The sequence below is a fragment of the uncultured Campylobacter sp. genome, assembly GCF_937997535.1.
Lineage (GTDB): Bacteria > Campylobacterota > Campylobacteria > Campylobacterales > Campylobacteraceae > Campylobacter_B.
Map to the genome: position 1 here is coordinate 1 of NZ_CALKTT010000015.1, position 13,481 is coordinate 13,481.

General features: G+C 45.7%; 14 protein-coding genes. 5 read left to right on the forward strand and 9 right to left on the reverse strand.

The features are described from left to right. Positions 1–581: 581 nt before the first annotated feature. The 6 genes from Q0117_RS01880 to Q0117_RS01905 form a co-directional block, all read right to left on the reverse strand. Positions 582–3,140 (reverse strand): TonB-dependent siderophore receptor, encoded by a 2,559-nt coding sequence (locus tag Q0117_RS01880; RefSeq protein WP_297921755.1) that lies wholly within the window; start codon positions 3,138–3,140, stop codon positions 582–584. 298 nt (positions 3,141–3,438) lie between these two features. After that, positions 3,439–4,284: a universal stress protein gene (locus Q0117_RS01885; protein ID WP_297921760.1), complete on the reverse strand. Its 846-nt coding sequence runs from the start codon at positions 4,282–4,284 to the stop codon at positions 3,439–3,441. 389 nt (positions 4,285–4,673) lie between these two features. Further along, the gene (locus tag Q0117_RS01890) at positions 4,674–4,829 is read right to left on the reverse strand and encodes a hypothetical protein (RefSeq protein WP_297921763.1); all 156 of its coding nucleotides are present in this window, start codon (positions 4,827–4,829) and stop codon (positions 4,674–4,676) included. 405 nt (positions 4,830–5,234) lie between these two features. Beyond that, positions 5,235–6,302 (reverse strand): peptide chain release factor 1, encoded by a 1,068-nt coding sequence (gene prfA / locus Q0117_RS01895; RefSeq protein ID WP_297921766.1) that lies wholly within the window; start codon positions 6,300–6,302, stop codon positions 5,235–5,237. Between the two features lie 24 nt (positions 6,303–6,326). Continuing rightward, positions 6,327–6,599, reverse strand: a complete 273-nt coding sequence (gene rpsT / locus Q0117_RS01900) for a 30S ribosomal protein S20 (protein ID WP_291938896.1) — start codon at positions 6,597–6,599, stop codon at positions 6,327–6,329. 93 nt (positions 6,600–6,692) lie between these two features. Continuing rightward, complete coding sequence (locus Q0117_RS01905) at positions 6,693–7,427, reverse strand: cold shock domain-containing protein (RefSeq protein WP_297921770.1); 735 nt, start codon at positions 7,425–7,427, stop codon at positions 6,693–6,695. A 92-nt stretch (positions 7,428–7,519) separates the two neighbouring features. On the opposite strand from Q0117_RS01905, the gene glmM reads away from it, so the two are divergent. The 5 genes from glmM to nhaA all read left to right on the forward strand — a co-directional run bounded on the left by glmM (position 7,520) and on the right by nhaA (position 11,478). Beyond that, positions 7,520–8,860 carry a phosphoglucosamine mutase gene (gene glmM, locus Q0117_RS01910; RefSeq protein WP_297921773.1) on the forward strand — a complete coding sequence of 447 codons (1,341 nt, stop codon included), beginning with the start codon at positions 7,520–7,522 and terminating at the stop codon, positions 8,858–8,860. Between the two features lie 98 nt (positions 8,861–8,958). Next, positions 8,959–9,420, forward strand: a complete 462-nt coding sequence (gene lspA, locus Q0117_RS01915) for a signal peptidase II (RefSeq protein WP_297896926.1) — start codon at positions 8,959–8,961, stop codon at positions 9,418–9,420. Next, the gene (locus tag Q0117_RS01920) at positions 9,407–9,799 is read left to right on the forward strand and encodes an SHOCT domain-containing protein (RefSeq protein ID WP_297896924.1); all 393 of its coding nucleotides are present in this window, start codon (positions 9,407–9,409) and stop codon (positions 9,797–9,799) included. The genes lspA and Q0117_RS01920 overlap by 14 nt, the downstream gene beginning before the upstream one ends. 10 nt (positions 9,800–9,809) lie before the next feature. Then, positions 9,810–10,250 carry a CopD family protein gene (locus tag Q0117_RS01925; RefSeq protein WP_297896921.1) on the forward strand — a complete coding sequence of 147 codons (441 nt, stop codon included), beginning with the start codon at positions 9,810–9,812 and terminating at the stop codon, positions 10,248–10,250. A 64-nt stretch (positions 10,251–10,314) separates the two neighbouring features. Further along, the gene (nhaA, locus tag Q0117_RS01930; protein ID WP_297921778.1) at positions 10,315–11,478 is read left to right on the forward strand and encodes a Na+/H+ antiporter NhaA; all 1,164 of its coding nucleotides are present in this window, start codon (positions 10,315–10,317) and stop codon (positions 11,476–11,478) included. A 156-nt stretch (positions 11,479–11,634) separates the two neighbouring features. On the opposite strand, the gene Q0117_RS01935 is transcribed toward nhaA, so the two are convergent. The 3 genes from Q0117_RS01935 to ruvC are packed head-to-tail and all read right to left on the reverse strand — an operon-like array spanning position 11,635 to position 13,458. Further along, a complete protein-coding gene (locus Q0117_RS01935; protein ID WP_297921781.1) occupies positions 11,635–12,162 on the reverse strand; it encodes an isochorismatase family cysteine hydrolase in 528 nt (175 codons plus the stop codon). Then, the gene (locus Q0117_RS01940) at positions 12,162–12,968 is read right to left on the reverse strand and encodes a nitrilase-related carbon-nitrogen hydrolase (RefSeq protein WP_297921783.1); all 807 of its coding nucleotides are present in this window, start codon (positions 12,966–12,968) and stop codon (positions 12,162–12,164) included. Before Q0117_RS01940 ends, Q0117_RS01935 begins: the two co-directional genes overlap by 1 nt. A 10-nt stretch (positions 12,969–12,978) precedes the next feature. Beyond that, positions 12,979–13,458, reverse strand: a complete 480-nt coding sequence (ruvC, locus tag Q0117_RS01945) for a crossover junction endodeoxyribonuclease RuvC (RefSeq protein WP_297921786.1) — start codon at positions 13,456–13,458, stop codon at positions 12,979–12,981. Positions 13,459–13,481: the final 23 nt, after the last annotated feature.

The window sequence follows — 13,481 nt, forward strand, 5'->3', positions numbered from 1 at the left end:
GCGTTTTCAAATTTTCTCTTTAAATTTTAAAATTTAGCGCCGGTTACAGCGAAATCGCGGGATTAAATTTGATCCCGCAGACTCGCGAGCGAATTTTATGCTCGCAAGTCTGTGCGTTTAATTCACTTGGAATTTCGCGAAATTAAATTTATCGCCCCTGCCCGCGATCGCTCGCGCTAATCAATCTCTAATCGACCAAATCGCGAGTTAAATTTTAATCCCGCGGCTTCGTTCAAATTTTACCCGCCTCGCCATGCGCGGATTGCGATAAATTTAGCTCACGCGCCTTTGCGTACTCGCTCCACTCGCAGCTTTGCAAGTACAAAATCCGCGCGAACGAATGCAAAATTTAACTGCGCAGCATTATTCGCGCAAAACCTGTCTGCAGACTTCGGCGCACCGGATTGCTCAAGCTTAATGAGCGCCGATCAACTCATACCTTCATGCAAGCCCCGCTGCGCTCGCATTGACACTAACCCGCGCGATCTGAGAGCATAAAGATTTGCGAATACGACTTACTCGCAAATTTTATGCATCCCGCCCAAAGCAAGGCGCGGGCAGACTTTGAGCAAAACGGCGCCTTAATATTTATAATTAAACGTCAGCATAAAATTCCGCGGCTCGCCGTAGTAGTTGTTTTGTCCCGCTACTCTGTTATTTTGATTGATAAAGTAGCGCTTGTCGGTTATGTTTTTTACCGATAAATTTAAACTAAAATGCTCATTGTATTCATACGCAGCGTTGGCGTCCCATATCGTGCAGCCGCCCTGTACGGGGATGTCGTTAGCGGGGTAATAAGCGCCCGTCGAGATACTGCGCCTGGTATATTGGTTGTCGGTCTTGCTCTGATAGCGAAATCCGGCGCCCAAAGTGATCTTTTGCTGCGCTACGAGCGGAATTTCGTAGCTGCTGTAGAGCTTAAACATACGCTTAGGGATCCAAGGCTTGGCATTGGCACCCTTACGGTAATCGACGTTGCTTAGCGCCGCAAAACGCCTCTCGTCCTTCATATACTCGCTTTTATTGTAGGTGTAGCCTCCGAATACTTTCCACTCGTCGGTAATTGCACCGTTTGCTTCTATGTCAAAGCCTCTGGATCTGACTTTGCCGCTAGCTACCGATCTGCTTAGACCCGTAGCGTCGTAATAATCGTAGTCGGTGACGGCTCTATTTTCCTGCATGATCTGAAAGAAAGCCACGGTCGTATTTAGCGCGCCGTCGAAAAATTCCGACTTCACGCCCACTTCGGCGTTATAGCCTACGATCGGCTCTAGAATTTTTTCGTTTCTATCCCTAGCGGTTTGAGGTTTATAAATTTCGGCATAGCTCGCATATAGCGAATGATCTCTCGAAAAATCCCACGTAAGCCCTACGTAAGGCGTGATCTTGTGTTTTTTAACGATATCGTCTTCGCTGTGGCGGCCCGTGCGATAGTTATCCGTAGCGCTTTCTCGCTTTAGCCTTGAATATCTGCCGCCTACGAGCAGATGCCAATCATCGTTAAAATTATATCTCGTGCCCATCGCAACCATCTGCTGATAAATTTTAGTCGTGTAGTAAAGATTGTAGCAGCGGGTTCCAAGCGCGCATAGCGCGGTCGTATCATTCCAATTAGGCTCATTATTTATGAGACCCTTATTAAAGCTTTCATACGTTAGCCCTGCCGCACCGCCGTAAACATCTCTATCGTGCTGCGTAAATCTCTCCTTCGACGCAGTAGCGTTTATGAAAAAATCATGGCTTTGCCCAAACAGCTCATAGCCGATATCGCTACCTACCTGAAAGCTTAGCTCCTTGCTGCCGTTATCGTATCTGTCATAGCCTATGTATCTGCTCGCAGGATCCCTGCCCACTCCGTGCCAGCCGCCGAATTTCAACAAGCTCTCGCTGTGAGTATAGTTTAGTTTGGCGTAAGCCTTGATATTATCGCTAAATTTATGATTTAGCTCCAAAAACGTATTATATTTTTCATAAACCGACCTGCTCCAATCCGATATAAAGGTCGTTCTTTTGCTTAAATTTAACGCGTTGCCGTCCTTATCCACTACGGGGATACCGAAAGGATCGTAAACGCTTCTTGTCTTTTGATAGATCACGCCGGCTAAAATTTCGCTAAAATCTCCGAGATCAGCTCCCACCATCGCCGATGCCGCGCCGCGTTCGGTATTTTGCAAATCTCTAAAGGAGCCCTCCTTGCCGCTTACGCCGATGAGCCGTCCTCGGAGCGAGCCGCTTTCGTTTAAGCCGCCCGTCACGTCCACGCTGCCGCGATAATAATCATAACTGCCCGCACTTAGCGATAAATTCGCTCCGAGCTCCTTTTGAGGACGCTTTCTTACTAAATTTATAGTTCCGCCGGGCTCGCCGTTGCTCTGCGTAAGACCCGCTACGCCGCGCAAGACCTCGACGCGGTCATAAAATGCAAGATCGGTGTGCTCCTTAGACTGCCCGTAAAGCCCCTGCGCCGCAAGCGCAGTCGTGGATTGCATGCCGTCTTCTTGGATATTATCGATGTTAAATCCCCTTGAAATCGGTAAACTCATACCGAATCTGCTAGTAGCGGTAATACCCGGTACGTAATTTAGCGCGTCATCGACCTTTGTAAGGCTCAAATCCTTTATGAGCTGATCGGGTACGACGGAGACGGTTTGGGGCGTCTGGCGAATGCTTAGATCAAGACCGGTGGCGGTGTTCATATTATCGGTCGTATACATACCGGTGCCTTCGGTTGTCAATAGATCGGCCTTGCCCGTGACGTTTATGGTGCCGAGATTATCGTCGTCCAAACCCTGCAGCATAGAATTTGCCGCGCTACCGCTTTGCGGCGCGGAATTTTGTGCAATGTCTTTAGTGGCGGGGCTTACGACGGCGTTGCCCTGCGGCGCGGAATTTACAGTGGTAGGGCGACTTCCAGGCTTTTGCACAGAGCTTTGCGTCGCCACACTATTAGGGGCTAAATTTGAAACGGGCGGCGCAGAGCTCTGCGATACAGCGCTTGCGCGCGAGCTTTGCGATGACGAAATTTTAGAGGCAGAACTTGCGGCGGACGAGTTTTGAGAAGCGCCACTATTTTGTGCCGAAGTAAGCCAAAACGGCGAGCAAAGTAGCGCAAAAGAGAGCAAAATTTTACCCTTTTTCATAAAAATCCTTTTTAGATTTTATAATCTATATCAATTTATTGGCGGGATTATCTTACAATTCTTCTTAAATAATAATAAAATTTTTAATAAACTAAATCATAAAATTTTATATACAATTACTAATTTAACGGAATTTGATAAGATATATTGACGAATTTTTAAGCAAAATTTATATAAATTTTAAAAAGTATATGAATTTGAAAAACGAAGGATTGAAAAATTTAAAATTCTAAAATTCCGCCGCTTTAAAATAACGTAAGCGACGGAATTTAGCGTTTATCGGCGTTTGGTCTTGCGATTACGATAGCACTAGCACCGGTACAAGCGCATTGTGTAAGATATCCTCGGAGACGCTGCCTAAAAAGAGCTTTTTGAAAAAGCCCTTCGTAAAGGCGCCGGTAGCGATCAGATCGAGCTCATTGGCGCGGCGATATTTGATGATCTCATCGGCGGGCACTTCCGCTTGGATGCATTTGAAAGTGGCGTTTTGAGTGCCTAAAATTTCGCGCGCCAGATTAAGCATCCGCTCGCCCTCTATGGCATCGAGATTGATGTGCAAGACATGCTTATGTGCGCTCGCAAGAAGCTTTGAGCTCTTTATAAACTCAAGCGTGCGTTTCGCCGCGTCAGTGCCGTCAAACGCAATGAGCACGGAGTTAATAGGTGAAAATTCCTTATTCACGAGCAGCGACGGCACGTGAAGCTCCTTTATCAGCACGCTTGCATTAAAGCCTACGTCCTCGTTATTTGAGCCCTTGATACCGAGTACAAAAATTTCAGCTTCGTCCTTATACTCCGCGATAACGTCGATAAAATCGCCATCTTTAATGATCTTACTCGCCTTTACGCCCGCAGTAGTCGCGGCGCAGATATATTCATCCAGCATCGCTTCGGCTTCTTCGTGGTCCTTTTCTGCATCCACGCCGCCTAGTGTGGGACTTCCGTAGCTATTTGCAAGGATATCATTCTCTCCTAGGACGATCCCGCCTGCGGCTAGCCCATAAAAATTCTCGCCAAGCTCCGGGATTTCAACCACGTGAATAAACACGAGCTCGGCACCCAAGGTTTTAGCGACATAAATTCCGTAATCTCTAACCGCTGGGGCAAGCGCATTTTGATCGACGCAAGTGATGACCTTTTTCATTTTTCGTCCTTTTAAAGATAAAATTTTAATCAAAATAAGCTTATCAAATTTTGTATAAAAGTTATTTAAATTCGGCGGATTTGAATGCGGCGCGGGCGATTTTGCAAAATTTCAAAGCCGCGTTGTAATGGATTTGTGAGGCGGGCGCGCTTGCTATAAGCTAGCTCGGGTGCGGCAGCGAGCTAGCAGTTACAGTACGTAGTAGGCGGCTAAAAAGCGTTACGGACGCAGCAGGCAAGGTGCGGGCGCAGGCGATTTTGAAATTTATCAAGCCGCTAAAGGCGCGGTTAAAGCGCCGTTATTGCAGTTAGCAGCCCAAAGACGATCCCCGGGAAATTCGCCGCGGCGAGCGGATAGTCCTTTTTAGGCTTTAAAAGACCGTAGCTGACTCATATCGTGCAGTTTATCGCAGCTGCAAGCGGCTGGAGAAACGGGACTTTGTTGCCGTCTAAATTTGCCATTATGTTCGGCACGTAGGACACGTACATGATGACCGACAGGCATGTGCCCGCCCAACCTAAAATTTGTAAATTTCTTTCGCTCATTGATTTTCCTTTTTAGAAATACGTTTCAAAATTTGCAAATGAAACGGAGCGGGATTTTAGTATATTAAGAATAAGAAACGAATTAAAAAATGGCTAGAAATAAAATTTGACTTTAAATTTATCGCAGCGACTCCTCGCCCACTCGCGTCTGCGTAAAATTTTAAAGCGGCGTTTGCAGCGTGCATTTTAAAAATAGAGAAATTTAAAACGCCAGGCGGCACGGCGATAGAATTTAGGCGGAATTTAAAGCGGCGCGACTGCGACGAAATTTAAGTGAAATTTGCCGAGGCGAAAGCCATTAAATACATTGCCCCGAAAGCTCGCGGCTAAATTTAAGTAAATTTTGCAGCATAATCGCAGCAAAATTTTGAAAATATAGGGATTGAAATTAAAATTTTAAAAGGCTTAATAGCCCGCGTTTGCGATCGCTTCGGCTTGAGAGTGCGCGATAAGTGGATCAATGATCTCGTCAAACAAACCGTCCGCCATGATCGCGTCCAGGCGGTAGAGCGTTAAATTTATGCGGTGGTCGCTGATGCGGTTTTGCGGATAGTTGTAGGTGCGGATGCGTCCCGAGCGGTCGCCGGTGCCCACCTGATCCTTGCGATCTTTGCGCTCCTTTTCGAGCCGCTCCTGCTCCTGCATATCGTAAAGGCGCGCCTTCAGCACCTTCATCGCCGCCTCTTTGTTTTTGTGCTGATCCTTGCCGTCTTGGTTGGTAACGACTAAGCCGGTCGGGATGTGAGTGATGCGGACGGCGCTGTCGGTGGTATTTACGGACTGTCCGCCGTGTCCGGAACTGCGCATAACGTCGATGCGAAGGTCGTTTGGGTTGATCTGTATCTCGCTATCCTCGATCTCGGGCATGACGGCGACGGTGATTGCAGAGGTATGCACCCTGCCCTGGCTCTCCGTTTCGGGGACGCGCTGCACGCGGTGAGTGCCGCCTTCAAATTTCAGCCGTGAATACGCTCCCGCGCCCTTTACGAGCAAGATCGCTTCTTTGTAGCCGCCGACGCTGCCTTCGCTAGTGCTTACGATCTCGCATTTATAGCCGCGAAGATCGGCGTAGCGCAGATACGCGCCGAGTAGGTCGCCCGCAAACAGCGCCGCTTCGTCGCCGCCCGTACCGGCGCGGATCTCTAAAAAGATATTCTTATCGTCGTTGGGGTCTTTTGGAAGCAGTAAAATTTTGATTTTTTCTTCGAGCTGCGGCTTTTGCGTCTCTAAGTTTTTAAGCTCCTCTTTGGCTAGCTCGCCGAGATCGGCATCGCTTAGCAGGGCTTTGTTTTCTTCGATCTGATTTAAAATTTTAAGATACTCGCTAGCCGCCTCTTTGATCGGCTCGATACTGCGCTGCTCCTTAGATAATGCCGTCATATTAGCGATATCTGCGGTAACTGCGGGATCGCTAAGCATGCGCGAAAGCTCGTCGTAGCGATCCAAAAAAGGCTTTAGTTTATCGGCTAGCATTTAAATTTTATGCGTAAGGAGCGCTTACGCGGCGGTTTTTAAAGAATTTACGAGTTTGGCTAGGCGGCTTACTTTTCTGCTCGCGGTCTGTTTTTTCAAAAAGCCCCTGCTTACGAAGCTGTGAAAGCTTTCGTTAGCCGTTTTTAGAGCCTGGGTCGCTGCGTCTAGATCCTTGCTCTCGACCGCCTCTCTTACGGCTTTTGTGATATTTTTTACTCTGGTGCGATAAAATCTATTTCGCTCCGTTCTTTTTATGGTTTGTCTCGCGCGTTTTTCGGCGGATTTGTGATTTGCCATAATGTCCCTTTCGGTTAAATTTGAACCTGCGATTATACGTAAAAAATATTTAATCGATGCTTAATTTAAGTAGTATTTAAAAGTAGCTCACTTTTAAATTTTTACTAGCCACCAGTCATAATCCGTAGCATGGCTAAATTTAAAAGCTATAACGATGAGTATAATTGCGAATATTCCTTTACTAGACGCATACAAACTTAAAGACATGCATAATACTACTATCCAAAATAGCAACCTATACAATTTAGCCTTTTTTGTTTGTGCAACAAGCTTACTTTTTAAATAAGTGGCTTTTTTATCAATACAAATAAAATCATCAATAATATCGCCATCAACTACTTTTTTGCCTATATTAACCGCTATTGCCTTACAATTGTGTATAGTAAAATAATGCGTTCCTATTCCGCTGTCGCTCGTTTCTTCCCCTGTGGATCGAAAGTATTCTACTTTTACAAGTGCGTTTGCTCCAATCATTTTAGCTCGATTAATCATATCTTCTTTCGCTTCGTTAGGATTCCTAGAGCTACCCATTACCATCCATTTCGAAAATTCAAGAATTTCAAAATCTCTAAATTTATCCGTTGCACTACAGAGAAATTTATCAGGTGATGTATAACCTACAACTCCTTTACCTATCACCTGTATCTTTGTGGCTACATATCCTTTTGGCGTTGCTTTTGGATCAAAATCTACCAGAAGTTTTTCACATATTTTACTTTTATCCGTATCATCAAACGACGAATAACGAAAAAAGTAATCCTTGCCGTCATCGCCTTTTATAAAACCGTATTGTTTTTGATCGAGATGCGTTTTGATGATTCCTCTCAAGCACTGGCTCCTTAAAAATTTGTTTGATAAATGAGAATTATACAAAATTTTTGCTAGAATAAGAAAAATTTATTTGAATTGAGGATTTGATAATGAAACTTTTCGGAACGGACGGCGTACGAGGCAAGGCAGGGGAATTTCTGACCGCCGAGCTTGCGATGCGCGTAGCGATGGCGGCGGGGATTTACTTTAGGAAAAATTCCGTTACGAATATGACCTTAGTCGGCAAAGATACCCGCAGAAGCGGCTATATGATAGAAACCGCGATCGTAGCGGGCCTTACCTCGGTGGGCTACAACGTCCGCCAGATCGGACCGATGCCTACTCCTGCGATTGCCTTTCTTACGGAGGATATGCGCTGCGACGCGGGCATTATGATAAGCGCAAGCCACAATCCATACTATGACAACGGCATTAAATTTTTCAACAGCGAAGGCTTTAAACTCGACGAAAAAGAGGAAGCGCAGATCGAAAAAATTTATTTTAACGACGAGCTCATCGCCGAAGCGCGCACCAAAATGATGCAGATCGGCGCTGCAAAGCGCGTAGACGACGTCATCGGCAGATATATCGTGCATATTAAAAACTCCTTCCCAAAGCAAAAGACCCTGCACGGGCTTCGCGTCGTCCTTGATTGCGCAAACGGGGCAAGCTACAGGGTCGCACCTACCGTATTTAATGAGCTGGGAGCCGAAACTATCGTCATCGGCGACGAACCTAACGGAAAAAACATCAACGACGCCTGCGGTGCGCTGAGCCCGCAAGGTCTGGCCGGGGAGGTAAGACGCCTACGCGCCGACGTTGGCTTTGCCTTTGATGGCGACGCCGACAGACTCGTGGTCGTGGACGAAAACGGCGAGATCATCCATGGCGACGCGCTACTTGGAATTTTAGCAGTCTATTTGAAAGGAAAAAATCGCTTAGCAGGCAATAAAATGGTAGCCACAGTGATGAGTAATTCTGCGCTGGAGGATTTTTTAGCTAAACACGACATCGCGCTTCATCGCTGCAACGTCGGCGATAAATTTGTACTTGAGACGATGCACGAACTAGGCGCAAATTTCGGCGGCGAGCAGAGCGGGCACGTGATCTTTGGCGATTACGCCAAAACGGGCGACGGCATCGCAAGCGCGCTGCAATTCGCCGCTTGCATGCTGGATACGCACAAAAAAGCGAGCGAACTTTCGGCTATGCTTAAGCCGTATCCTCAAATTTTAAAAAATTTAAAGATCGCGGATAAAAAACCGCTTGAAAAATTAAAAGGGCTAAAGGAGCTTGAAGCAAGCCTTAAAGCGGACAAAACCCGCTCGCTCTTTCGCTACTCCGGCACCGAAAACGTTATCCGCCTCTTGCTCGAGGGCAAAAACGAAAAACTGCTGCAAAAGCGAATGGACGAAGTGGAAAAATTTTTCATCAAAGCCCTAAATGAGTAGCGATTTGATAAAATTTTATAGCACGACAAGCTATCGGCTGTACACGAAAAGCGCGGGCAAAAAACGCAGGCTTTACATATTTAAATTTAGGCTGCGAGATGGCTAAGACCTGTATTAAATTTATCCTGCTTTTCGCGGCGATCTTTGCAATCGATCAAGCGATCAAACTTCTGTTTTTAAACGGCTTTTCGTGGCAGGGGGAGTTTTTTTCGCTAGAGCTTACGCTTAATCGCGGCGTTGCGTTTTCGATGCTTGCCTTTTTGGGTGAAAATTTAAAATTTATCCAGATCGCGCTGATCTCAGCGCTTGCAGCGTATGTATTTTGTCATAAAAAGCTCTTTTACGAGCACTGGATGCCGTTTGCGCTGATGCTCGCGGGAGGCTGTTCGAACCTGCTCGATCGCTTCATTCGCGGCGGCGTGGTCGATTACGTCGCGTGGCATAAATGGTTTGAGTTTGCGGTGTTTAATTTCGCCGATGTGATGATAGATCTAGCCGTCGTGATTTTTATTTTTCAGGGCTTACGCGCCGCAAAAAAGGAGAAAAATGAAGAGAAATAATTACATCGCTTACGCGCTTTGGTTTTTAGGTGCGTTTTCGTGGATAGCAGCTATGCCGATCGGAGGCGGACTGCATAGAATTTATTGCGGTAAATTTATCAGCGGATTTGCTCAAATCGCGCTATTTTGGCTAGGGAGCTTTACACTATGGTTTTTGGTGGGCTTTTTGTTTTGGGCGATTTGGGGAATTTGGATTTTGCTAGACATATTTTTCGTAGGAATTTGGGTAGAAGATTTAAATGCTTTTGCAAGCGAGACAGAGGAGGACGACTACGAGGGGCGTCTGAAAAAGGTCAATGCGCTTTATGAGCTGTATCAAAAAGGCGCGATTTCCAAAGAGGAATTCGAAGCGCGAAAAGAAATTTTAATGAGAGATTAAGGAGGCTAAAATGAGTTACTATTGGTTTAAATTTATCCATTTTGCAGGCTTTATTTCATGGATGGCGATGCTGTTTTACATGCCGCGCTTGTATGTATATCACGCTGAAAATTTAGACAAGCCGGATTTCGTAAAGGTCGTTAAAAAGATGGAGCGGATGCTGTATCACGCGATCGGTTGGATAGCAATGGCGGTGACGGTTTTTAGCGGCGTGATGCTTATCGTTTTAAATCCGGGGCTTATGAAAATGGGATATTTTCATATAAAATTACTAGCCGGGGTTTTGCTAATCTGTTATCATTTGTGGCTGTATTATTATATGTATAAATTTGAAAAAAACGAGTGTCACAGGAGCGGAAAATACTTCCGTGCGATCAACGAAGGCCCTACGATCATAATGTTTATAATACTTTATGCAATGCTAATAATGCCGAATTTACCGAGCAACTAACCCGTTTTGATAAAAATTTAATTAAAATTTGCATAAAATTAGAGCAAAATTTTAAAGGAAGCATGTGCAACATATCATTAAGAAAATTTTATCAAGCGAAAGTAGCGCCGGCGTTATATTACTTCTATCCGCGGTTTTTGCGATCATAGCTCAAAATGTGGACTTTTTATCTAAATACTATGAGGCATTTTTACATCTAAGCTTCACCATAGGTGTGGGTTCTGCGAAACTTGACGAATCGATGCATTTTTTAGTAAACGACGTGCTTATGGCGATATTTTTCTTTGCCATTGGACTTGAGCTTAAGCGCGAAAAAATCGAAGGGCAGCTGCGCCATTTCTCTCAAATTTTACTTCCTAGCTTCGCGGCTCTGGGCGGAGTAATGATGCCTGCGATTATATTTTCGATCATTAACTGGGGCGATGCCGTCGCGATGAAGGGCTGGGCAATCCCTACGGCGACAGATATAGCCTTTGCCGTGGGCGTTATGGCACTTTTGGGCAAAAAAATCCCGGCTAGCCTTAAAATTTTTGTTTTGACGCTTGCGATAATGGACGATCTGTGTGCAATTTTAATCATCGCTTTGTTTTATTCCTCTACCATAAACGCAATCTATCTAGGCGGCGCAGCTGCCTGTGTCGCAATAATGCTAGCGATGAGCAGACTTGGCGTTGATAAAAAGCTTCCGTTTATCATCGTAGCCGTCGTGCTGTGGGTGATGGTACTAAACTCTGGCATCCACGCGACCATCGCAGGAGTGCTTGCGGGCTTTTGCATCCCGCTTAAGACCCGCTCGGGCTCTATGCTAAAGGATATGGAGCACGGACTAGCCTACCCAGTAAATTTCTTTATCTTGCCGATCTTTGCCTTTACAAACGCAGGCGTCTCGCTAGCAGGCATTAGTCCTAGCTTCCTTTTCGGCCCGGTGCCGATGGGTATCATGCTAGGGCTATTTTTTGGTAAACAGATCGGAATTTTTGCCTTTAGCTGGATCTTAATCAAAGCCAAAATCGCCTACATGCCCGAAAACGCGGGCTGGCCACAGCTTTACGCAGTAGCAATCATCTGTGGTATCGGCTTTACGATGGCACTTTTCGTCGATGGCCTCGCATACGGCGGCAGCAATATGTATCATTACACAGACAAGCTCGCGGTATTTTTAGGCTCGATAATTTCCGGGGTAGTTGGATTTTTCGTCGCAAAAGCAGTCGCGGTAAAACAAAGCTAAAATCCGTAAAGGGTTAGAGTCTTAAAATTCTACGAGTAACACAAAATTTGAAAATTCTACCGCTCAAAAAATTTCAAAATTTTAAGAGCGGCTCTAAATTTTAAAATTTATAAGCTAGAAAATTTAGCTTGAAATTCTGTTTAATCTAAGTACAGCTTAAATCAGTAAAATCCCCGCATTTTGCATTAAGCTTAGCGCACATTCGTCGTAGTAGCCGCGCTCATGGTTCGGCGCATCGTATGTAGCTACCGCACCTCGCGGAACGATGACGTCCTTATCAGCGCCAGTTTCGTTGAGATAGGTGCGCAGGCTAAGCGCAAACTGCATCACGCAGATGTCGGTGCAACAGCCCGTAATCACAAAGCGATCGAAGCCGTCCAGAATTTTCTTATCCAAATTATGAAAGCCGTTCGTGCTGCGCTTAAAAGTGACGTTTTGCTCGCTTACGTAGGGCGCGAGTTCCTCGATCACCTCCGCTTCGGGTGAGCCAACTAGACAGTGGATCGGATAGCGCTTCATCTCCAAATCACGCTCGGCGTGAGCGTCGCAGATAAAATGCACGTTTTTGGCCGCCTCAATCTGTTTAAGCACCGCAGGAGCGATCTTTGCTATGCTGGGATCGGCCATCGCGCCGAATTTTACGAAGCCGTTTAGCATATCGATCACAAATACCAAAGTTTTCATCAAAACTCCTTATAAATTTCAGGTTTCATATCTTTTAAAATATCCATTTTAGCACGAAATTTTAAAATTTCATTTAAATCCGCTCGAGCAATCTTCACGGCCTCTTTTTTGCCTAAGCGCGCGACGATCTCGCCGTCCGGACCGATCAGCATGGAATTTCCGCCGAAACTCTCGCCCTGCCCCGTATCGCCGCAGCCGTTTACCGCGCAGATAAAAATTTGATTTTCGATCGCACGGGCCTTAGCGAGCGTGATAAAATGCTCTATGCGGCTTTGCGCAAACTGCGCGATCACAAAAACTATCTGCGCGCCGCGAAGCGCTAAAGCGCGAAAAATTTCACAAAAGCGCAGATCGTAGCAGACCGCAACGCCGATTTTAACCGCGCGATTTTGAAATTTTATCTCGCAAATGCCTAGCTTATCGCCGCCGCTTACGATCTCATTTTCGCGAGCGAGCGAGAAAGCGTGGATCTTGTCGTAGCGTAAAATTTCGGCTCCGTTTTGATAGACGAAAGCGGAATTATAAATTTTATCTCGCTCGGAGCTTATCGATCCGCCTATTAAAACAGCGCCGCAGTTTTGCGAAATCTCGCTTAAAAATCCCTTCGTTCGTGCAGCTCCCGCGTCGGCTAAGCGCTTGAAATTTCGCACGCAAAAGCCCGTGTTAAAGGCCTCGGGCAACACCACTATGTCCGCGCCGCGTTTTAACGCGCGATCGATCAGCCCGCGCGCGCGGATAAAATTTTGCTCACAATCTACAAAATTTTGAGCCATTTTCACGTCCATTTGCAAAATAGCGATTTTCATATAAATCCTCCTATTTAGGCGCTAAGCGCATAACATTTGCATGCGTAAGCGCGATAGCTATAGCATCCGTAATATCAAGCGGCTTAATCTCCTTATTAATCCCCAAAATTCGCTTTACCATGAAGGCGACCTGTTCCTTCGCCGCCTTTGCCCTTCCGGTGACAGATTTTTTTACCTGAAGCGGCGTATATTCGGCAAAATTTCCAAAAATTTGTAAAATTTTAAGAGCCAGTGCGCCGCGAAATTGAGCGAGCTTTAAAACAGATTGCGGATTATAGGCATAAAACATCGATTCTATCGCGACCTCATCGATCTTATGAGCGCTAAAAATTTGATCGATCGCCTCACTCATCTGCGCCATTTGAAATTGCACGTTTTCGGCCTTCATTTTCACTAATCCCGCCTCGATAAGAACGATTTTATTCACATCTTTTTCCAAAATCGCATAGCCTAAATTTCTAGTTCCCGGATCGATTCCTAAAATTTTCATAACCACCTTTCACACTTATTCAC